The following is a 20,189-nucleotide window of genomic DNA, read 5'->3' as shown; positions in this document are numbered from 1 at the left end:
ACCAACAGAAATGAGGGATTCGGTTATGTTTAACTATAATGTACGCGGAGAAAATATTGAAGTGACCAAAGCCATCCGTGACTATGCAGAGAAGAAAGTTAGCAAGTTAGAGCGTTTCTTCGACAATGCCCCAGATGCGACGGCTTACGTTAACCTCAAGGTATATCCCGACAAGACAGCTAAAGCCGAAGTGACCATTCCGCTCTCCTTCCTAGTGTTGCGTGCGGAAGAAACCAACCCAGATTTATATGCAAGTATTGACCTGGTGGTGGATAAACTCGAACGCCAAGTGCGTAAACATAAAACAAAAATTCACCGTAAATATCGCGAAGTTCATGGTGATGCAGGGGCTTATGATGCCCTCCTCAACCAGGCAAGTGAACCTGCTAGCGAAGAACCTGAGCTAGATATCGTGCGGTCAAAACGCATTAGCCTCAAACCAATGAGTAGCGAAGAAGCGGTATTACAAATGAACATGCTGGGCCATGACTTCTTCGTCTACACAGACGCAGAAACAGAAGAATTCAGCATTGTCTATCGTCGTAAAGATGGCCGTTATGGCTTGATTGAGACGGCAGAACTCTAAGCTAAAGTTGATTATGAAAAGGCGAGACCCTGGTCTCGCCTTTCTTGTTTGGCTGGATACTAACGGGCTATTATTTAGGGCGCTAGATCCAATCCTTGCAGGAAAGAAGTCCAGTCGGGCTTTTTTTCATTTTTTGGGATAAAAACATTCAAATTCTGCACGGATTCTGCTATAATAGAATAGATGCATTAGGCATAACTTATGATGTAGATAAACAAAGGAGATTATTAATGGCTAATTTTCTAAGAAACCTCGTTGAAAACGATAAAGCAGAATTGCGCCGGACAGGTCGTATTGCCGACCAAGTCATGGCGTTAGAAGACAAATACAAGGCCATGAGCGATGAAGAATTACGCGCCCAAACGGCTGAATTTAAGAAACGCCTGGAAGCAGGTACTAAATTAGACGACCTCTTGGTAGAAGCTTTCGCTGTTGTGCGTGAAGCGGACCGTCGTGTCTTGGGTCTCTTCCCATACCGCGTCCAAATCCAAGGTGGGATTGTCATCCATGGCGGTAACATTGCCGAAATGCGTACCGGGGAAGGGAAAACCTTGACCGAAACCATGCCGGTATACCTCAATGCCCTAACTGGCAAAGGGGTTCACGTCGTGACCGTTAACGAATACTTAGCAACCCGTGACTCCAAGGAAATGGGGGCTGTCTACGAATTCCTAGGTTTGACTGTCGGGCTTAACCTCAACAGCATGTCAGCTGCTGAGAAGCGTGAAGCTTACAACTGTGACATCACTTATTCTACTAACAACGAATTAGGCTTTGACTACCTCCGTGATAACATGGTGGTTTACAAGGAGCAAATGGTACAACGTCCATTGCACTTTGCGGTAGTCGATGAAGTGGACTCCATCTTAGTCGATGAAGCTCGTACCCCACTGATTATCTCTGGTCAAGCTGAGAAATCAACGGCTCTCTATACTCGGGCAGACTACTTCGCAAAGGGCTTGAAGGCTGAAGAAGACTATACTATTGACTTGACTTCTAAGACCATCTCCCTAACTGACCAAGGGGTTGACAAGGCTGAACGTGTCTTCCGTCTAGAAAACCTCTACGATGTTAACAACTCTGTCTTAGTTCACCACATTGACCAAGCTTTGCGTGCTAACTACATTATGTTGCACGACATCGACTACGTGGTTGACGAAGGCAAGGTTAAGATTGTCGATCCATTTACGGGTCGTATCATGGACGGTCGTCGTTACTCTGACGGTCTCCACCAAGCCATCGAAGCCAAGGAAAACGTTGAAATCGAAGACGAGTCTAAGACTATGGCGACTATCACCTTCCAAAACTACTTCCGTATGTATGAGAAGTTGTCAGGGATGACCGGGACAGCCAAGACCGAGGAAGAAGAATTCCGCGAAATCTATGGCATGAACGTAGTCGTGATTCCAACCAACCGTCCAGTACAACGGGTGGATGCGCCAGACCAACTTTATCCAAGTCTTAAATCTAAATTCAAGGCAGTGGTGGCTGACATTAAGGAACGCCACAGCAAGGGTCAACCAATCTTGGTTGGTACGGTTGCCGTTGAAACCTCTGAATACCTGTCTAATCTCTTGACCAAGGAAGGCATTCCTCACGAAGTCCTCAACGCTAAGAACCACTTCAAGGAAGCGGAAATCGTTATGCAAGCGGGCCAACGTGGTGCCGTTACCATCGCGACCAACATGGCCGGTCGTGGTACTGACATTAAGTTAGGTCACGGTGTTAAGGAATTAGGTGGTCTCTGCGTGATCGGGACTGAGCGTCACGAATCTCGTCGTATTGATAACCAGCTCCGTGGTCGTTCCGGTCGTCAAGGGGACCCAGGTGCTTCCCAATTCTACCTATCATTAGAAGATGACCTCATGCGTCGTTTCGGTTCTGACCGAATCAAAGCCATGTGGGAACGTCTCAATGTGACGGATGAAGAGATGGAAGATATGGCGATTACCAGCCGTTTCCTCTCCCGCCAAGTAGAATCTGCGCAAAAACGCGTTGAAGGGAACAACTACGATACACGTAAGAACGTCTTGGAATATGACGAAGTCATGCGTGAACAACGTGAAGTTATCTATAGCCAACGTCAACAAGTCATCAACGAAACAGACAACTTAACTGACGCAGTTAAGGGGATGATCAAACGTACCATCATCCGCGAAGTTGAAGCGGTGACTGAAGGCGACAAGAAAGACTGGAACTACCGTGGTCTCTTGGATTACGCGCACGCTAACCTCGTCAACCCAGAACAATTAAGTCTCCAAGACCTAGAGGGCAAATCAGCTAAAGAATTAGTTGAAACCCTCTATGGGACTGCCATGAAGGTCTTCCAAGAAAAACTCGACATGCTTTATGGTCCAGAACAAGTCTTGGAATTCGAGAAAGTGATTATCCTACGTGTGGTAGACAGCAAGTGGACCGATCACATCGACATGATGGATCACCTACGCCAAGGGGTCGGCTTGCGGGCTTACGCTCAAACCAACCCATTAACTGAATACCAAACTGAAGGTTACGAACGTTTCCAAGAAATGATTGCTGAGATCGAGTTTGACGTGACACGATTTATTATGAAGTCACACATCCGTCAAAACTTGGAGCGCGAACAAGTTAACGCATAATCAAAAATCCCATTATATCATATATGATATAATGGGTTTTTTTGCTTGTTTGGCCTAACTTCAAAAAAGTGTCATATATAGTTGACATCCTCTCCCAAAAGGACTATACTATGTGTAACATATATGTGACACACAAGAAAGAAGGCGTGCTATGAACCGCGTGCGAGAATTACGTCAGAGCCGGAAACTCTCACAGTTAGCCCTAGCCAAAGAGGTTGGGGTCGCCCGACAAACCATCAACCTAATCGAAAATGACAAGTACAATCCATCCTTGGATCTCTGCCTCAAACTAGCCTATGCGCTCGAGACAGATTTGAATACCTTATTCTGGGAGGTCGAATTGCATGAATCAACCACACAAGCATAAGAAATTTAGCTGGGAGAACTGGATCCGCCGCTTTTACGGGGTACAGAACTTAGACGAATATCGCATGGCCGAAATCAATAAGATTGGCAACAAGGCCTATCTGATCTTGCTGCCCTATCTTGGCTTGGCCAACGTCGCAGCCTATTTTCTCTGGTACTTCCAACCCGAGTGGGCCTTTTGGGGCATGCTTGGATGTAATCTCTTGGTTCTATTAGGGCTCAACACCTATGTGGCGACCAAGGTTCATCGCCTTAAGCTAGATGCCTTAGAAGTCGAACCTAATAAGGTCCAGCAAGCCCTCAAAGACTTAGTCTGGTCAGCCCTTAAGGCGGGAATCTTCTTCGCTGTTTGGATGCACTTTTCCCTAGCAGCCATCGGGGCCCTCTTGGGGGAAGATGGCATGGCTCATCTGACCCAGTGGCGCTTCATTATCATTAATGCCTTAGGAGGGGTCTTCTTCGGGATTGTGACCTACATAGTAGGACGTCGGCGTTTGCGAGATGGCCAAGCTGGCCTAGAAGAAGACCTAGACGCTAGTCAAGAGGAGGATGACCATGAAAACTAACTATCTAAGATGGCTAGCCATTCTGGCAGGTATGGGTCTGATTGCCATCGCCCTGTCTCGTGGCATGGGCTACTGGCAGGAATCCCTCATTCAGATGGATTCGACCCTGCGAATTAGCATTGGCCTGATTTTAGGCCTTAGTTTCTTCGTATTTGTTTATTGGCAACAGAGAAAAAATAAGAAGTAATCAGCAGATTAGGAGGTAATTCCCATGATTGAATTCCAAGACGTCTCTAAAACTTACGGGGCCACTCAAGCCCTCAAAAATCTCAACCTTAGCATCCAAGAAGGCCAAATTGTCGGCCTAATCGGCCATAATGGGGCCGGTAAATCCACTACCATCAAATCCCTAGTCTCCGTCATTAACCCGACTGCAGGCAAAATCCTAGTCGATGGCTTGGACTTAGCTAGTCACCGGCTAAGAATCAAGCAAAAGATTGGCTATGTGGCTGACTCACCAGACCTCTTCCTACGCCTGACGGCCCAGGAATTCTGGGACTTGGTGGCTGCCTCTTATGGCCTAAACAGCCAGGATTATGAAAAACGACTAGTAGATTTGCTTCATCTCTTTGATTTTGCCAGCCACCGCTATGAAGTCATTGAGACCTTCTCACACGGTATGCGGCAGAAGGTTTTCGTCATTGGGGCCCTGCTGTCTGACCCAGATATCTGGGTGCTTGACGAGCCTATGACCGGTTTGGATCCTCAGGCTGCTTTTGACCTCAAGCAACTCATGCGGGCCCATGCAGACAAGGGCAAGACCGTACTCTTTTCTACCCATGTCTTAGAAGTAGCCGAGCAAATCTGTGATCGCCTGGCTATCCTTAAGAAGGGAGAATTAATCTTCTATGGGACCGTGGCAGAGCTCAAGGCGGAACATCCCGACCAAAGCCTGGAAGCCATCTATTTGAATTTGGCAGGGCGTAAGGAAGAAGGCGAGTCTCATGCGTCTTAAAATGATATGGCAACTGATGCGGGTCAATATCCTCTATGCCGGTCAGGCCAGTGCCCTCACCCGCTACCGTCAAAAGCAGGCCGCCAATCCTAATAAGAAACTGGATGTACCCATGATTCTCTTCCGCCAGTACCTGCTAGTGGGAGCCTTGTATGTCTTTCTTTTCTGCTTTATGAATGGCTTTTTCCAATTGGCAGGGGCACCTATTCGGTTTACAGTGATTGTTTCCGTCTTCGTGCTCATGATGCTGGGACAGGGCTTTATGACCTTCTACAATGTCTTCTATGAAAGTGGCGACCTACAAGCTTACCGGCCTTATGCCTATTCCGAGGGCGAAATTATGCTGGCCAAGCTCTTGTCGGCTCTGATGGTCATTCTCTTTACCATCTTGCCCGTCCTCTGCTACTTTATTCTCTTAGCCATTCAGAGTCCCGGCTTGTTGGTCTTGACCTTGCCGCTAGCCCTGCTAGGCTTTAGTCTGATTTTGGCTACTATCATTTCTTTGTTGATTGTGCTAGCCCATTATTTGACCAAAACTACTGTTTTCCGTCAACATAAACAATTGGCTTCCAATCTGCTCATGGCTTTGGTGATGATTATCACCTTCTGGGCTATCTTCCAAATTAATGGCAGTCGGGATGATTTAAGTCATCTATCTGGCTTGGCACAGATTTTTATGCCCTTCTATGACCTAGTGATGAATCCAGGACAAATCACTGCCTGGCTGGGGCTCTTGCCTTGGCTAGCCGTCTTAGTGGCTCTCCAAATCCTCTTGCGGATTCGAGTAGTGCCGCAATTTTACGAAGCAGCCCTGACAACTTCCAGCCAATCCGGCATAGGTCAGCGCAAGAGCCGCATCTATCGATTTGGTAGTCAGGGGCGTCTAGCCTGGGTCAAAACCTACGTTTGGCGTCTGGTAAGCGAGGGCTCGGTGCTCATGCAGGCCATCCTGATGAGTAGCATTTTCCCTTATATCTTCCTGATAGCCATCCTAGGGGGCTTGTCAGAAAAACCAGAACTGTTGGCGGAATTGGTGCAAGCTCGCTACCTGGCGCCCCTCATGCTCCTAGTAATCTTTATTGCTGGCTTTAACGCTGGCTACGGCGGTCTGGCTATGATGGGCCATTCCTTGGAAAGGGACAATCTGGCCTATATCAAGACCCTGCCAATGGATTTAATGGGCTATCTCAAGAAAAAATTCTGGCTATTAGTTGGCCTACAGAGCCCGCTAGCGCTGGCCATATTGATCGGCCTCTGCCTCTTCTTAGGCATGGAATGGTGGGTCATCGGCTGCCTAGTCTTAACCTGGCTAGTGGTCAGCCTGGCTTGGTCTAGCTGGTCCTACACTAAGGATTATCTGGAGCCTGTCACCCAATGGTCTAATGTCTCCGAACTTTATAGTCGTGGCAGCACCTGGGTGCGGAGCATGCTGATGCTGCTAGGCTATATTGTGACCATTGCTTTGGTTGTAGGCGAGTATGTGCTCTTGATGAAGTTGCCTGAGAGAACAGGCTATGTTCACGCCCTCTTCCTGACCGCAATCTTGCTAGCAGTCGCGGCCATGATTGGGATAGTGGCCTGGCATCGCCTAGCCGTCCAAGTCCGTGGGGCTGAGGCGGTTGGCCAACTAAGACATAAATGGTATTACTGGCCACCAGCCATTGTCCTAGGCTTCCTGGCCATTATGTTCAGCTTGTTGCCACAGGTTGTCGTCTTTAATTTACTGGCTCAAGTCGTGGGTGATCAACAGACCTACTTGATGTTGGCTGCCTTAGCAGGTGGGATTATCTTCACCGCTATTAGTCTCAAGTTCTATTACAAGCTTTCCGGTGAACGTCTCAAGTTCGGCTGGAAAGACTTGGGAATTGCGCTTGTATCTACCATTGCCATGCGGATAGTGTTTATCCTGGTCTACAGCATGATGCAAGCTTACCAACAACGGACGGCTAATGATGTGTCCTTAGGCAACGCCTTGGGATTAGCTACTGAACCTAGCCTATGGATTGCTTATTTCGTTATTTCGGTAATTGGACCGATTAGCGAAGAACTCGCCTTCCGTGGCTACTTCAAGAAACTCTTCTGTAGTAAGGGGAATTTTGGTTGGTTGGCTGGCCTGGTGTCGTCTGTGATATTCGGTTATTTACATGGCTCTAGCACCTTCTTCGAATGGGCTATCTATGGTGGCATGGGCTTTATTTTCTACCTCAGCTTCCGTCGTCGGAATCAGCTTATCGATTCTATCGCCCTCCATATTGGGAATAACCTATTTGTAAGTGTCATACAGCTGCTTGTTTATTACGGTATCTTGCAACTGCAATAAGAGAAAACCTCGCTCCTGAGACTTAAGAGCGAGGTTTTTATGCGCATAATAGACTTACAAGCACTAAACTATGTTATAATAGGAGCCAGATAGGGAGTGACTTGAAATTTATGAAATATCTTTTATTACTTCGTGGAATCAATGTGGGTGGCAAGAACAAGGTGGTTATGAGTGAACTTAGAGCTCAGATTGAGGCTTTGGGTTATGAAGCAGTCACTACCTACATCAATAGTGGGAATGCCTTTTTCGAGACGGAGGAGCCTTTGGAGCGCATCAAGGCTAAGATTGGCGACATGTTGGCGACTTATCCTTTTACCATTTATCATGTGGTCTTAAGTCGCGATGCTTACTTGGCGGATGCCGCACAAGTACCGGATTGGTGGCAGGAACCCTTGGCACGTCGTGATGTGCTCTTCTACACCGATCAGGTGGATTATGAGCATATGAAGGCTCGCATTCAGGCTATGCCCCTACACGATGAAGTGGTTCATTTCGGGGACCGAGCGGTCTTCTGGGGCAAATACACGGAAAGTGAATACCTCAAGACCTCCTACCACAAGTACTTGCTCAAGGAGGACTTCTACCCGCAGATTACTATCCGCAATGGCAAGACCTTCGATAAATTGCGGGACTTGCTAGGTTAAGACCAAAAAGAAGAGCCGGATTCGGAAGTCCGGCTCTTTGCTTAGGTCAGCCAGCAGGCTAGCCAGAGAATCAGGGATAGGGCGCCACGAATTAAGAGATGGCGTGCCTGTATTCGGCCTAGTAGATAATGGCCGTTGAGCAGGGCGCAGATCATCAGGCTGACTAGCGCCAAACCTAGCCCAAAACAGGCAGGCCCGTGCGACAGCCAACCCAAGCAAGCTGCTAGGCTGGCTGCTATAAGACTCAAGGCGCAGAAGACATTAAGTCCGGTCAGCCAAGCCAGACCGGGGCGCCGGCTATAAAGACTGGCGCCTAGCATGGCTAGGGCATAGAGGACTAAAAGCGTTAGTAAGATAATTTTCATGATAGGACCTCCTTGTAGGTTACTATCTCTAGTAAAACCTGAGGGGCTAAGCCCCTGTCAAGAGGAGGAACCCAAAAATGTTGCAGACAGGTCAGATTGAAGCCAAATACCAGGTCAGTCGCGACACCCTGAGATTCTATATTGAAGAGGGGCTCGTGGTGCCCGACAAGGTGGCCGGTAAGTATCAGTGGTTGCCTGAACATGAGGCGGCTTTGACCAATATTTTGGAACTGCGAGCCCTGGGCTTATCAGTCAAAGCCATTAAACGCATTAAGGAATTGCATGAGACGGCTTGCGGAACCGAAATCCAATGGCGGGAGAATTTGGCGGTTGTGGAGGAAGAACTGGCAGATTTAGACCGTCAACAAGCTGACTTGGACCGTCGCCGGGCGTCTTTGGGTGCTCTGGCCGATCAGTTGCGTCAGTGCTTAGAAGTTTAAAACTAGACACAATTCAAGCTATAGGCCCCTTGGTGGGGCCTTTTACCATTGTCCCGCTAGGTTTTGCGTGGTACAATAAGGTGATTGACTAAACGAAGGAGCGTTGATTATGGAATTATATGAAATTCGTCAATTCATTGACAAAGCCAATAACCAATTAGCTAGCTTCAGGGGGTCTCTTTGACTTAGAGGCTTTAGAAGCAGATATTGCCGACTACGAACATCAGATGTCGGCGCCTGATTTCTGGGATGATAACGAAAAGGCTCAGAAAATTATCAGCCAACTTAACTTAGCTAAGGAGACTTACTCGACTATTCATGCCTTGGAAGAAGGCGTGGCCGACATTGAAGTGGCCCTTGAGCTCTATGATGAGTCAGAAGACGCTGACATCTTGGCCGAAGCGGAAGGTCAAGTGGCCCAAGTCCAAGCGGACCTGGATGCCTACGAGATGAAGTTGCTCCTGTCTGGACCTCATGATGCCAATAATGCCATTCTGGAAATTCATCCAGGGGCCGGCGGAACCGAATCCCAAGACTGGGGCAGCATGCTTTTGCGTATGTACCAGCGTTGGGCGGATAAGCAAGGCTTCAAGGTAACGGTCTTGGATTATCAAGACGGGGAAGAAGCAGGTATTAAGAGTGTGACCTTGGAAATCGAAGGCCACAATGCCTATGGCTACCTCAAGTCAGAGAAAGGGGTACACCGTTTGGTGCGAATTTCACCTTTTGACTCCAACAGCCGCCGCCATACTTCCTTCGCTTCGGTAGAAGTGACGCCTATGTTGGATGATACCATTGAGATTGACATCAACCCCGATGATTTGCGGATTGATACCTATCGGGCTTCAGGGGCTGGGGGGCAGCACATCAACAAGACTTCCTCAGCTATTCGGATTACCCATATTCCGACCGGCATTGTAACCCAGAGCCAGTCCCAGCGTTCCCAGTTCCAGAACCGGGATTTAGCCATGGCCATGCTTAAGGCCAAGCTCTACCAATTAGAGGAAGAGAACAAGGCTAAGGAATTAGCCGCCCTCAAAGGGGAGCAGAAAGACATTGCCTGGGGGTCACAGATTCGCTCCTATGTCTTCCACCCTTACGCCATGGTCAAGGATCACCGGACTAGTTACGAAGTCGGGAATACCGGGGCCGTTATGGACGGCGACCTCAACGGCTTTATCGATGCCTATCTCAAATGGCAAATGGGCGATTCTGTCTCCTGATACACAATTGACATCTCCTTGTGACCCAGTGGACGAGGGAATGTGGTAGACTTAGAATGACCGAATTTTAGAAAAAGAAAGAGAAAGAAGGTGACCAGATGATTCAATTACAACGTGTCAGCAAACAATATGACAAGGGGACCATTGCCTTACGCGACATCAACCTCTTCATTGACAAAGGGGAGTTTGTCTACTTGATTGGGCCTAGTGGCTCCGGTAAGTCAACCCTAATGAAGTTACTTTATCGTGAAGAAATGCAGACCCGCGGGACTATCCGGGTAGGGGACTTTAACCTCAATAAGCTTAAGGAGCGGCAAGTGCCACACTTGCGCCGGACGGTAGGGGTAGTCTTCCAGGACTTCAAGCTCCTGCCTAAATTGAACGTCTACGAAAATATCGCCTATGCCCTAGAGGTAACGGGCGAGAGTGGCCGGACTATTAAAGCCAGGGTTAAGGAAGTTTTAGAATTAGTGGGCCTAGCCCATAAGGCCAAATCCTATCCAAATGAGTTATCAGGTGGGGAACAACAACGGGTGGCCATTGCTCGGGCTATTGCCAACCGTCCAGCTATCTTGATTGCGGACGAGCCAACCGGTAACTTGGACCCTGAGACAGCCATGGGCATTCATCGTGTCCTAGAATCCATTCATCGCCAGGGAACCACCATTTTGATGGGGACCCATAACGATACCCTAGTGGACCACTTCCAACACCGGGTAGTGGTGCTAGAAGGTGGCCGGATTGTCCGCGATGACCGGAAGGGGGATTACCATGAGAGTCATTAGAAGTTTCTTCCGTCATATTCGTGACGGTTTCCGTAACCTCTTCCGTAACGGACTCATGACCTTGGTGTCAATCTTCACCATGACCTTAACCTTGATTATGATTGGGAGCTTCGTCCTAATTTGGACCAACATTAATGAAGCGACGCGAAATATCGAACAGACCTTCCAAGTACGGGTGCTGATTGACCGCATTGCGACGGCAGAAGAAGAAGCCACACTCAAGACGCAGATTCAAGGACTTGAGCACGTCACGGATGTGGTCTATCGCAGCAAGGATGAGGAATTAGAGCACTACAAGAAGACGATCACCTCTGACTTCGATGTCATCGAAGGGGATAAGAACCCCCTCAATAACGTTTATGTAGTCTCAGTGGATAAGGGTGAGAACCTAGATAAGGTGGCCCAGGATATTCGTAAGCTAGCCAAGGTAGAAGCTGCCAATTATGGTTCCACAGACGTTGAGACCATTCTAGGCAACATCAATGCCGTGCGGATTGTCCTAGCCGTACTGGCCTCTATCTTCGTTGTCTTTGCGGTACTCCTGGTGTCTAACACTATTCGTCTGACTATTTTGGCCCGCCGCACAGAAATCGAGATTATGCGCCTAGTAGGGGCAACCAAGCGCTACATTCGCGCGCCTTTCAAATATGAAGGGGCCTATATTGGCTTGATTTCGGGTCTTCTGGCCTTTGGTGCCTTGTATGGCATCTATGAAGGAGCCCATAGCTACTTGCCTGGATTCTTAGGACTAGCTAATCTCCAGCTGGTAGCCACCATGCCAATTATGGCCTATGTAGGAGCAGGACTCCTAGTGATTGGGATTGTCTTAGGTCGCCTAGGGGCAGGCCGCTCAATCCGCCGTTTCTTAGACATATAAGATCCTAAAGGACTGGAAGATATTGCCAGTCCTTTTTAATATGAGAAAAAGCCACTAGCTTGGCTAGTGGCTGGGTCTTAGTTGAGGTTAGTCTTCTAATTGGTTGCTCAAGATGTTGACCTTGTAGAAGCGAGGCCAGTAGGCGGTCACGCCTATCATAATAGCGCCGCATAAGAGGAAGAGTAGGCTGGCTGGCAAGTAGTCGAAACCTAAGGAGAAGATGACCATACCTAGGGGCGAGAGGAGTTGGCTAGCCGTTGAGACGATATTGAAAATCCGGCCTTGATAGTGAGTGGGTACAATCTGGGTGACCCAAGTCATCATGGGAATGTTAACGGCCGTTGAGATACCACCAAAGATTAAACTAATAAGGAGGAAGAAGGCGAAGAAGGCATCTGTTGACAGAGGTAACCAGAGGACAGCCCCCATAAGCGCCACCAGACCGCCAATGGTGAGGATGGATTTCCAGGCTAGGAGTAGTGGATAGCGGATAGCCTTACGAGCGGAGAGGTAAATCCCCACTAAGATGAAGCCTAGGCTGAGCGCAGCTTCCGTTAGGCCGTAGTAGTAATCTGAGAAGTGGAGGACTTTGACTTGGACATAAGGCATGCCCACAATGACCCCTGTAATCAGAAGGTTAATGAACATGAAGAGAGCCAAGGTATGTTGGAATTTCTTGTGGGCCTTGATAAAGTCCAGCCCTTCCTTGAAGAGGCTGAAGAGAGAGGATTCAGCATCAGCTTGATGATGCGCAACGAGGTGGAAGTTAAGGGTCAGGGTGATGATAATGACGAGAGCTTCTAAGCCAATCTCTAGCCCTACCAGGTATTCTAATGGCAGAGTGGCATAGAGGGCAACCCCAGCAATAGGCGCGATAAATTGAGACAGGGCACCAATGGTTTGTTCGATGGATCTGAGTTTATGGACGTGCTCCTCAACAACTAGGTTGGTAGCGGCCGACACCGAAGCGGTAGACAGGAATTGGTCGGAAATCTTGAGGGCAATCAAGAGCAGGAAGACCATGAGCAGATTGCTAGTCAGATGGGTGGTGGCGATAAAGCCGGCGAACAGCCCCAGGGCTAGGATACTGAGACCTTGAGCCCAAATAATGATGTGTTGTTTGTTGTATTTATCGACTAGGCTACCGGTAAAGGGCAGCAGTAGCAGGGAAACCACCGGTCCTACTGCCTGGGACAGGCCGAAGTAAATGGCTGAGTCACTGTGCTTAAGAATAATCAAGCCGATGACAAAGGTCAGGATGGCAGAACCGAGCGTACCGGCTAGGTTGGATACAATCAGTTTACTGAGTTGTTTATTGGATGCCTGGGTGAGTCTAGCTTCCATGGGAATCACTCCTTTCTTAATCGATTCTAGTCTAACATAGGAGCTGGTGGCTGCCATCGGCCTTAGGACCGAAATTTGAGCGGAAGGCTATTAATCCAACCACAACTCGGAATCGCTTACATCAACTATTTAGTGGAAAAGTATTTTACCTGGGTCCATTCCATGGTAAAATGGACTGTATGCTTATGAGAGAGGAGGCGCCCGGATGCGAGATGGACAGGAACAAGACTGGCAAATGACCCCTATCGGGGGAGCTAGTGGTGATGCCTATATGGGCGTTAAGAATAACGAACGCGTCTTCTTCAAGCGCAACTCCTCGCCTTTCTTGGCGGCCTTGTCAGCGCAAGGGATTACGCCTAAGCTCATGTGGACCCAGCGGACCTATTCAGGGGACCTCCTGGTGGCTCAAGAATGGAAGGATGGTCGTCTGCTGAGCCGAGAAGACATGGGCCAAGAAAAGGTTATTCAATTAATTCGTTCCATTCATCAATCTGACTACCTGCTCATGATGCTCAAGCGCAGTGAAGACCAACTCTTCTATCCCTTGGACTTTATTGCCCTCTACTGCAAAGACCTGCCAGCAGCCCTCTGCCAGCATCACTTCTTCAATGAAGTCATTCATTCTCTGGAAGATGCTTTAGATGACGACTTCTATAATGTTAACTACTGTGTCTGCCATGGGGATTTGCATCACCTTAATTTCTTGGAGGCGGAAGATGGCCAGCTCTATCTAGTGGACTGGGAGAATGTACGCATTGCTGATCCGCTTAGCGACCTTAGCCGCCTACTCTGCGAGTATTACCGGCCTAGCGAGTGGACTCAATGGCTGAAGACTTATGGACTGCGCTTCGATGCTACTACCTACAAACGAGTGCAGTGGTATAGCCAGATTAACTGTCTACTCATTATCAAACACTATTACCAAGAGAATCGCTTCGACCGTATGAACGAGTTGGTCCTACTCTTGAAGTCTATCTACCAAGGGGCGCAAGCTGATAAGCGGCGTCTCGCCCATCAACCAAAGGAGTTTTTCTAAGTTATGAGATTACGTCATAAACCTTGGGCCCAGGATAAACTGGATGCCCATCCTCAGTATGTGCCTCAGCAGGCGGAGACACTCCGTGGCCAGTGGCAGACCCGTTTCGCCAAGGAACAGCCTATTCATATTGAAGTGGGTTCCGGTAAGGGCCGCTTTATCGTAGAAATGGCTAAGCGTCACCCTGAAATTAACTACATCAGTATTGAGATTCAAACCAGTGTCATCGTAACCGTTTTGGAACATCAAATCCGGGAAGACTTACCTAACTTGCAGATTCTTCACGCTGATGGCCGCAATCTCAACCAGTACTTCGCGCCGGGTGAAGTGTCCCTGGTCTACCTCAACTTCAGCGATCCTTGGCCTAAGAAAAAACATGCCAAGCGTCGTCTGACCTCGCCTGATTTTCTGGCTCAATACCAAGAGATTTTGGTGCCAGAAGGGGAGATTCACTTCAAGACCGACAACCAAGGCCTTTTCGAGTATTCCTTGGCTAGCATGTCCCAGTATGGCCTCTACTTCAAACAAGTCTGGTTAGACTTGCACCAGTCGGACTTCCCTGATAATGTCATGACTGAATATGAGGAGAAATTCTCTTCGCGTGGTCACCGTATTTATCGCATGGAAGCAAAGTTTAGAAAATAAGCCCTTGGGGCAGGAAGATGACTTCCTGTCCCTTTTTGATTGGGCCTGACTAGTTCGGATTAAGCGTGTCTCTATACAAGGCCTGATAAATCTGGTATAATAGCGTTATCAAAAGCAACCGGAGGCGGTATTATGGTAAAAGATAATCCATTAGAAATCGAAAACATCGAAGACGAAGAATTGGCCGCACAAGACCATGCGGATGGTCATTGTGGTGTAGGGTGCTGCAGCACCTCCTTCCACGTAGTTGATTCTGAAGAAGCCTTCCAAGAACTTCTTCGGGGTTTGCAAGACGAAGGTTCATTCTAATCTTGCAAGACCCTGAGGCCCTTGGGGCCTCTTTTTTCGTAGAGAGGGAGGAGAAGGTGTATGGATGAACTGGTCTTGTTAAAGGAACTCATTGCCATTGGCCTGGCAGGTGTCTTCTATTCCAAGGATGTCTTCGACACCGAGCGCTATGAGCGGATTCAAGTCATCGCCAAGCAACTGATTGCCCAAAGGTCTAATTTGACCCGGGAGCAGCTGGACCTGGGCTTTGATGGCGAATATGGCTATCAGACGCCTAAGGTCGATACCCGAGCGGTGGTCTGGCGAGACGGTAAGATTCTGCTAGTTCAGGAAGCCGATGGTCGCTGGGCCCTGCCAGGTGGCTGGATGGATGTGACGGAGACCTTGACTTCCAATGCCCTCAAGGAGCTTTGGGAGGAGGCCGGTGTCGTCGGACAGGCTAAGCGTCTGATTATGATTCAAGACCGCAATCTGCATAATCCAGGTCATAATCCCTTAACTATTCTCAAGTGCTTCATCGAGTGTGACTACCAGACTCAAAACTTCCAGGCCAATGTCGAGACTCAGGCAGCGAAATTTTTCGCTCCGGATGACTTGCCGGAACTCTTTGAAGCCAAAAGCTCCTACCAACAAATCGCGCTCTGCCATGAGGCTTATCAGGAGGGTGAGCGTTGGCAGGTGTTAATCGATTGATTTTTGAGCATTCGAACATTTAATTTGTTCGATTTTTACCCGATTCATGTTACAATAAAGGCAAGCAACAAAGCAAAGGAGATATGCGCATGTTTAATGAAAAAGACTTACTCGCCGTCAATACCCTACGGACCCTGAGTGTGGACCAAATTGAGGCTGCTAACTCAGGTCACCCTGGTTTACCAATGGGGGCGGCACCGATGGCTTATGCCTTGTGGGCAGGCCACTTGAATGTTAACGCTAAGGATTCTGACTGGCTCAACCGCGACCGTTTTATCCTCAGTGCGGGCCATGGTTCAGCCTTGCTATACAGCCTGTTGCATACCGCTGGCTTTGATGTAAGCATTGATGACTTGAAGAACTTCCGCCAATTAGGCAGCAAAACCCCTGGTCACCCAGAAGTGGGTCACACGCACGGGGTAGAAGCGACTTCTGGTCCTTTAGGTCAAGGGATTGCGACAGCTGTCGGCATGGCCATGGCTGAAGCCCACTTAGGTGCGACCTACAACACGCCTGACTTCCCAGTAATTGACCACTACACCTATGCCCTCTGTGGTGACGGGGACTTAATGGAAGGGGTAGCCTATGAAGCCTGCTCCTTAGCCGGTAAGCTCCAATTAGGTAAATTAGTAGTGCTCTACGATTCTAACGATATTTCCTTGGACGGGGACTTATCTCAAGCCTTCGTAGAAAATGTCAAAGACCGTTTTGAAGCACAAGGTTGGCACTATCTCCGCGTGGAAGATGGTAACGACTTGAATGCTATTTCTGCAGCCATTGAAGCAGCTAAGGCTCACACTAGCCAACCAACTATCATCGAAATCAAGACCGTGATCGGCTTTGGTTCTAAGAACGAAGGGACTGCCAAGGTTCACGGGGCACCTTTAGGCTCAGAAGATTGGGCAGCAACCAAGGCTAAATACGGCTGGAACTACCCTGCCTTCACTGTGCCAGAAGAAGCAGCTCAACTTTTCGCTGAGAAAGTTCAAGCGCGTGGTGCCAAAGCCAATGAGGCTTGGAACCAATTATTCGAAGCTTACAAGGCTGCACACCCTGAAAAGGCTGCTGCCTTAGTCGCCGCCTTCCAAGGTAAATTGCCAGAAGGCTATGATGCAGGCTTGAAACTAGTTGGTCCAGAAACAGCGGCTGACGCCAGCCGTAACTCAAGCTTCAAGGCCATTCAAGCCTTAGGCCAAGGCGTGCCTTTCCTATGGGGTGGCTCTGCCGACTTATCTGGTTCTAACAAGACTATGAACAGCCAAGAACAAGACTTCATGCCTGACAACTACGCAGGTCGCAACATCTGGTTTGGGGTACGTGAATTCGGCATGGCAGCTGCCATGAACGGGGTAGCCCTCCATGGGGGGTCTAAGATTTACGGTGGGACCTTCTTCGTCTTCACTGACTACCTCAAGGCTGCTGTACGTTTGGCTGCCTTATCTCAATTGCCAGTGATCTATGTCATGACACATGACTCAATCGCAGTTGGGGAAGACGGCCCAACCCACGAGCCAATCGAACAATTGGCTGCCTTCCGTGCCTTACCTAACCTCAATGTCTTCCGTCCAGCAGACGTGAACGAGACTTACGTTGCTTGGAAAGTGGCATTGGAAGAACAAACGCGTCCAAGTATGTTAGTCTTAACGCGTCAAAACTTGCCAGTCTTGGCTAACAGCCAATCCTTGGCTGAAGAAGGCGTACGTAAAGGGGCTTATGTGGTATCCCCAGCTCAAGGTCAAGTACCTGCTGGTTTACTCCTAGCTTCTGGTTCTGAAGTAGCCTTGGCTGTAGCAGCTCAAGCTAAATTACGTGAAGAACACGGCGTGGATGTATCGGTTGTATCCTTCCCAGCCTTCAACCGCTTCGACGAACAAGATGCGGCTTACAAGGAATCCGTCTTGCCAAATGCCGTTCGCAACCGTCTGTCTGTTGAAATGGCTTCAACCTTCGGTTGGCAAAAATATGTCGGCTTAGACGGTGTCACTGTGGGGATTGATGGCTTCGGGGCATCAGGTCCAGCTGACCAAGTCATGGCTCAATTTGGCTTCACAGTAGATAACGTGGTGGCACGTTACTTAGAAGCTTTCGCTAAATAAGCTAAAGAATTTAAAAGGGTTGGAAGCTAACTTCCAGCCCTTTTTTTCTATGGCGAGAGGAGGCCAAAAGTGTGCATTTAAGCGCACATTTTTGGTATTTAGAGTTGTTTCAAAGGGGCGTCATCGGGTATAATAGAAGGGAGTAGCTTAAGAAGGGGGATACTACTATGCGCGAATATGAACGAATGATTTCTGGGCAAGCTTATGATCCATCAGACATGGAGTTGCGCCAATTGGGCCAAAAGGGGCGCTTGGCGATGGAACGCTACAACGCCTTGTCGCGGACGGAAAAGGAAGCTCGGTATCAGATTCTCAAGGACACCTTCGCGGCAATTGGCCAGCGTTGTCATATTGAGTCTCCCTTCTATGTGGACTATGGTTGCAATATCTCAGTGGGCGAGTATTTCTACGCCAACTTTGATTGTATTATGCTGGACGTGGCACCGATTACCATTGGTCGCAATGTCATGTTTGGGCCTCGGGTCAGCCTCTATACGGCGACCCATCCCCTGGATGCTGGGGTCCGCAACCGTGTCATTGAATTGGCTAAGCCCATCACCATTGGCGATGAGTGCTGGCTAGGTGGCAATGTGGTGGTCAATCCTGGCGTGACGATTGGCCCTCGCACGGTCGTGGCTTCAGGTTCGATTGTCACCAAGGACCTACCGGCTGATGTGCTAGCGGCAGGCAATCCAGCCCGTATCATTCGGACCTTAGGTCAGGAGGAGCGCCTGCATTGGGAGGCGGTTGAAGCTGACTACTTTGCTAGCAAGGCAGCAGAGGAGGGAGATCGTGATTAAAAAACTCCGCGGTCGTTTTACTACTGGGCGGGCCCTAGTGACGACCCTCTTGATTCTGATTCAGCTAGTCTGGTTTGCCACGGTCTTTCTCAACATCATCGATTACTCCTTGGTACTGGACGCACTCTTGCGGGTCTTCACGGTCATCATGACCCTATATCTGATTCGTAAGAACGAGAACCCGGCTTATCGTATGAGCTGGATTATCTTAATGGGACTTTTGCCTATCTTCGGTGGCCTCTTCTATGCCCTCTTCGGTAACAAGCGGCCTAGCCGACACATGGCAGCCCAGGTAGCCAACCAAGTGGCCAAGGATTATGGCCAAGCTGTGTCAGGGGCTTATCCTCACCTGTTAGAGCAGGATTCTCGGTTGGCTAGCCTCAGCTATTATATTGAACAAACCTCTAATTTACCGGTCTATGGTGATACCCGAGTAGATTATTATGCCGCAGGTGAGTTGGCCTTGGAGCCTCTTTTGGAGGCTTTGCGGTCGGCGGAACGCTATATATTGCTTGAATTTTTCATTATGAATCCAGGCCTCTTCATGGATCAGGTCTTCGAAGTCTTAGCGCAAAAGGCTGACCAAGGAGTGGAGGTTCGGGTGATCTATGATGATTTTGGTTGCTTGACCACCCTGCCTAGTGACTTTGTCTCGCAAATGGAGGCCATCGGTATTAAGTGCCTGCAGTTCAATCCTTTTACGCCGGTGATTTCGCTGGCCGTTAACAACCGTGACCACCGTAAGATTGTGGTCGTCGACGGCAAGGTGGGCTTCACAGGTGGTATGAACCTAGCCGATGAATATATCAATGAAATCGAACGTTTTGGCTATTGGAAGGATAATCTGATTCGCCTGGAAGGGCCGGGTGTCTGGAGTCTGGCCACCCTCTTCCTAGATATGTGGAATGCCTTCTATCCTAAGAAAGACATTAACTATGAGACCTTCAAAGATGATACCCTGGCGGAGCAGGCGTTAACGCTAGCCGACCCTTCTCAGGGCTTTGTCCAAGTATATGGTGACACGCCTTTGGATAATGAGCCTTTAGGTGAAAATGTCTATCGTGATATGCTCAATATTGCCCAGGATTATGTCTATATCTATACGCCATATCTGGTTATTTCCTATGAATTGCAGACAGCTATGACTCTGGCGGCGAGACGTGGGGTGGATGTCCGCCTCATGACACCAGGTATTCCGGATAAGAAGATGGTCTTCCGTATGACCCGTTCTTACTATCGTCCCTTGATTGAAGCAGGGGTTAAGATTTATGAATTCAGCCCGGGCTTCCTCCATGCCAAGACCTTTGTGGCGGACGATCGTCTGGCCAGTGTGGGGACCATTAACCTGGACTACCGCTCCCTCTATCTGCACTTTGAGTTGAGCGCTATGTTATACGATCATCCAGTTATTCCAACCATCAAGGCGGACTTCTTGGCCACTCAAGCCCAAGCTCGCCAAATCACCCTGGCAGACACCCGTAATACCTTGACTGGTATGCTATGGGATGCTGTCTTACGGATTGTTGCACCATTTGTATAAAT

At 48.8% G+C, this 20,189-nt stretch carries 21 protein-coding genes; 19 read left to right on the top strand and 2 right to left on the bottom strand.

Annotated features, from left to right (window positions below):
* The first annotated feature begins 25 nt into the window (after positions 1-25).
* The 8 genes from hpf to GCWU000182_RS03445 all read left to right on the top strand — a co-directional run bounded on the left by hpf (position 26) and on the right by GCWU000182_RS03445 (position 8,055).
* Entirely contained in the window at positions 26-586 is a 561-nt protein-coding gene (hpf, locus tag GCWU000182_RS03480; RefSeq protein WP_035364003.1) for a ribosome hibernation-promoting factor, HPF/YfiA family, read from the top strand.
* A 230-nt stretch (positions 587-816) separates the two neighbouring features.
* On the top strand, positions 817-3,204 hold the full coding sequence (gene secA / locus GCWU000182_RS03475; RefSeq protein ID WP_035364000.1) for a preprotein translocase subunit SecA: 2,388 nt from the start codon (positions 817-819) through the stop codon (positions 3,202-3,204).
* A 151-nt stretch (positions 3,205-3,355) separates the two neighbouring features.
* A complete protein-coding gene (locus tag GCWU000182_RS03470; protein WP_023391371.1) occupies positions 3,356-3,571 on the top strand; it encodes a helix-turn-helix transcriptional regulator in 216 nt (71 codons plus the stop codon).
* Positions 3,549-4,136, top strand: a complete 588-nt coding sequence (locus tag GCWU000182_RS09580; protein ID WP_023391370.1) for a DUF3278 domain-containing protein — start codon at positions 3,549-3,551, stop codon at positions 4,134-4,136. Before GCWU000182_RS03470 ends, GCWU000182_RS09580 begins: the two co-directional genes overlap by 23 nt.
* The gene (locus GCWU000182_RS03460; protein WP_023391369.1) at positions 4,126-4,323 is read left to right on the top strand and encodes a hypothetical protein; all 198 of its coding nucleotides are present in this window, start codon (positions 4,126-4,128) and stop codon (positions 4,321-4,323) included. The genes GCWU000182_RS09580 and GCWU000182_RS03460 overlap by 11 nt, the downstream gene beginning before the upstream one ends.
* A gap of 24 nt (positions 4,324-4,347) precedes the next feature.
* Entirely contained in the window at positions 4,348-5,091 is a 744-nt protein-coding gene (locus tag GCWU000182_RS03455) for an ABC transporter ATP-binding protein (protein ID WP_023391368.1), read from the top strand.
* Complete coding sequence (locus GCWU000182_RS03450) at positions 5,081-7,411, top strand: type II CAAX endopeptidase family protein (RefSeq protein ID WP_023391367.1); 2,331 nt, start codon at positions 5,081-5,083, stop codon at positions 7,409-7,411. The genes GCWU000182_RS03455 and GCWU000182_RS03450 overlap by 11 nt, the downstream gene beginning before the upstream one ends.
* Before the next feature lie 110 nt (positions 7,412-7,521).
* Entirely contained in the window at positions 7,522-8,055 is a 534-nt protein-coding gene (locus tag GCWU000182_RS03445; RefSeq protein WP_023391366.1) for a DUF1697 domain-containing protein, read from the top strand.
* 41 nt (positions 8,056-8,096) lie between these two features.
* Here GCWU000182_RS03445 and GCWU000182_RS03440 read toward each other — a convergent pair whose 3' ends face one another.
* On the bottom strand, positions 8,097-8,420 hold the full coding sequence (locus tag GCWU000182_RS03440; protein ID WP_023391365.1) for a hypothetical protein: 324 nt from the start codon (positions 8,418-8,420) through the stop codon (positions 8,097-8,099).
* A 77-nt stretch (positions 8,421-8,497) separates the two neighbouring features.
* On the opposite strand from GCWU000182_RS03440, the gene GCWU000182_RS03435 reads away from it, so the two are divergent.
* From GCWU000182_RS03435 to ftsX, 4 genes are all read left to right on the top strand, one after another.
* Positions 8,498-8,860: a MerR family transcriptional regulator gene (locus GCWU000182_RS03435; RefSeq protein ID WP_023391364.1), complete on the top strand. Its 363-nt coding sequence runs from the start codon at positions 8,498-8,500 to the stop codon at positions 8,858-8,860.
* Positions 8,861-8,969: 109 nt separating this feature from the next.
* Positions 8,970-10,083 (top strand): peptide chain release factor 2 gene (gene prfB / locus GCWU000182_RS03430; RefSeq protein ID WP_156905283.1). Its coding sequence is split into 2 segments (ribosomal slippage): positions 8,970-9,041 and positions 9,043-10,083, totalling 1,113 coding nucleotides; the frame shifts between segments, so codons are not numbered across the junction.
* A gap of 98 nt (positions 10,084-10,181) precedes the next feature.
* Positions 10,182-10,868: a cell division ATP-binding protein FtsE gene (gene ftsE, locus GCWU000182_RS03425; protein WP_023391362.1), complete on the top strand. Its 687-nt coding sequence runs from the start codon at positions 10,182-10,184 to the stop codon at positions 10,866-10,868.
* On the top strand, positions 10,855-11,745 hold the full coding sequence (gene ftsX, locus GCWU000182_RS03420) for a permease-like cell division protein FtsX (protein WP_023391361.1): 891 nt from the start codon (positions 10,855-10,857) through the stop codon (positions 11,743-11,745). Before ftsE ends, ftsX begins: the two co-directional genes overlap by 14 nt.
* Positions 11,746-11,832: 87 nt before the next feature.
* On the opposite strand, the gene GCWU000182_RS03415 is transcribed toward ftsX, so the two are convergent.
* On the bottom strand, positions 11,833-13,089 hold the full coding sequence (locus GCWU000182_RS03415) for an MFS transporter (RefSeq protein ID WP_035363999.1): 1,257 nt from the start codon (positions 13,087-13,089) through the stop codon (positions 11,833-11,835).
* A gap of 205 nt (positions 13,090-13,294) precedes the next feature.
* On the opposite strand from GCWU000182_RS03415, the gene GCWU000182_RS03410 reads away from it, so the two are divergent.
* The 7 genes from GCWU000182_RS03410 (at position 13,295) to cls (ending at position 20,187) form a co-directional block, all read left to right on the top strand.
* Complete coding sequence (locus GCWU000182_RS03410) at positions 13,295-14,125, top strand: phosphotransferase family protein (RefSeq protein WP_023391359.1); 831 nt, start codon at positions 13,295-13,297, stop codon at positions 14,123-14,125.
* Positions 14,126-14,128: 3 nt separating this feature from the next.
* Entirely contained in the window at positions 14,129-14,770 is a 642-nt protein-coding gene (trmB, locus tag GCWU000182_RS03405; protein WP_023391358.1) for a tRNA (guanosine(46)-N7)-methyltransferase TrmB, read from the top strand.
* Positions 14,771-14,902: 132 nt separating this feature from the next.
* Complete coding sequence (locus GCWU000182_RS10155) at positions 14,903-15,079, top strand: hypothetical protein (protein ID WP_023391357.1); 177 nt, start codon at positions 14,903-14,905, stop codon at positions 15,077-15,079.
* A gap of 60 nt (positions 15,080-15,139) precedes the next feature.
* Complete coding sequence (locus GCWU000182_RS03400; RefSeq protein WP_023391356.1) at positions 15,140-15,751, top strand: NUDIX hydrolase; 612 nt, start codon at positions 15,140-15,142, stop codon at positions 15,749-15,751.
* 89 nt (positions 15,752-15,840) lie between these two features.
* On the top strand, positions 15,841-17,847 hold the full coding sequence (gene tkt, locus GCWU000182_RS03395; protein ID WP_035363995.1) for a transketolase: 2,007 nt from the start codon (positions 15,841-15,843) through the stop codon (positions 17,845-17,847).
* Between the two features lie 167 nt (positions 17,848-18,014).
* On the top strand, positions 18,015-18,647 hold the full coding sequence (locus tag GCWU000182_RS03390; protein WP_023391354.1) for a sugar O-acetyltransferase: 633 nt from the start codon (positions 18,015-18,017) through the stop codon (positions 18,645-18,647).
* Positions 18,640-20,187 (top strand): cardiolipin synthase, encoded by a 1,548-nt coding sequence (gene cls, locus GCWU000182_RS03385; protein WP_023391353.1) that lies wholly within the window; start codon positions 18,640-18,642, stop codon positions 20,185-20,187. The genes GCWU000182_RS03390 and cls overlap by 8 nt, the downstream gene beginning before the upstream one ends.
* The last annotated feature ends 2 nt before the right edge of the window (positions 20,188-20,189 follow it).

Origin of the sequence: Abiotrophia defectiva ATCC 49176 (assembly GCF_000160075.2) — a bacterium.
In the GTDB taxonomy this organism is placed as follows: domain Bacteria; phylum Bacillota; class Bacilli; order Lactobacillales; family Aerococcaceae; genus Abiotrophia; species Abiotrophia defectiva.
The sequence above is the reverse complement of the archived record's forward strand: the minus strand, read 5'-3'. Positions and strand labels throughout refer to the sequence as shown.

Excerpts from the sequence above, each read along its gene's own strand:
- GCWU000182_RS03435 (WP_023391364.1), top strand. The coding sequence starts at position 8,498 with ATGTTGCAGACAGGTCAGATTGAAGCCAAATACCAGGTCAGTCGCGAC.
- hpf (WP_035364003.1), top strand. The coding sequence starts at position 26 with ATGTTTAACTATAATGTACGCGGAGAAAATATTGAAGTGACCAAAGCC.
- secA (WP_035364000.1), top strand. The coding sequence starts at position 817 with ATGGCTAATTTTCTAAGAAACCTCGTTGAAAACGATAAAGCAGAATTG.
- GCWU000182_RS03415 (WP_035363999.1), bottom strand. The coding sequence starts at position 13,089 with ATGGAAGCTAGACTCACCCAGGCATCCAATAAACAACTCAGTAAACTG.
- GCWU000182_RS03410 (WP_023391359.1), top strand. The coding sequence starts at position 13,295 with ATGCGAGATGGACAGGAACAAGACTGGCAAATGACCCCTATCGGGGGA.
- GCWU000182_RS10155 (WP_023391357.1), top strand. The coding sequence starts at position 14,903 with ATGGTAAAAGATAATCCATTAGAAATCGAAAACATCGAAGACGAAGAA.
- GCWU000182_RS03440 (WP_023391365.1), bottom strand. The coding sequence starts at position 8,420 with ATGAAAATTATCTTACTAACGCTTTTAGTCCTCTATGCCCTAGCCATG.
- GCWU000182_RS03455 (WP_023391368.1), top strand. The coding sequence starts at position 4,348 with ATGATTGAATTCCAAGACGTCTCTAAAACTTACGGGGCCACTCAAGCC.
- GCWU000182_RS03445 (WP_023391366.1), top strand. The coding sequence starts at position 7,522 with ATGAAATATCTTTTATTACTTCGTGGAATCAATGTGGGTGGCAAGAAC.
- ftsX (WP_023391361.1), top strand. The coding sequence starts at position 10,855 with ATGAGAGTCATTAGAAGTTTCTTCCGTCATATTCGTGACGGTTTCCGT.
- GCWU000182_RS03390 (WP_023391354.1), top strand. The coding sequence starts at position 18,015 with ATGCGCGAATATGAACGAATGATTTCTGGGCAAGCTTATGATCCATCA.
- GCWU000182_RS03450 (WP_023391367.1), top strand. The coding sequence starts at position 5,081 with ATGCGTCTTAAAATGATATGGCAACTGATGCGGGTCAATATCCTCTAT.
- tkt (WP_035363995.1), top strand. The coding sequence starts at position 15,841 with ATGTTTAATGAAAAAGACTTACTCGCCGTCAATACCCTACGGACCCTG.
- GCWU000182_RS03470 (WP_023391371.1), top strand. The coding sequence starts at position 3,356 with ATGAACCGCGTGCGAGAATTACGTCAGAGCCGGAAACTCTCACAGTTA.
- ftsE (WP_023391362.1), top strand. The coding sequence starts at position 10,182 with ATGATTCAATTACAACGTGTCAGCAAACAATATGACAAGGGGACCATT.
- GCWU000182_RS03400 (WP_023391356.1), top strand. The coding sequence starts at position 15,140 with ATGGATGAACTGGTCTTGTTAAAGGAACTCATTGCCATTGGCCTGGCA.
- GCWU000182_RS03460 (WP_023391369.1), top strand. The coding sequence starts at position 4,126 with ATGAAAACTAACTATCTAAGATGGCTAGCCATTCTGGCAGGTATGGGT.
- trmB (WP_023391358.1), top strand. The coding sequence starts at position 14,129 with ATGAGATTACGTCATAAACCTTGGGCCCAGGATAAACTGGATGCCCAT.
- GCWU000182_RS09580 (WP_023391370.1), top strand. The coding sequence starts at position 3,549 with ATGAATCAACCACACAAGCATAAGAAATTTAGCTGGGAGAACTGGATC.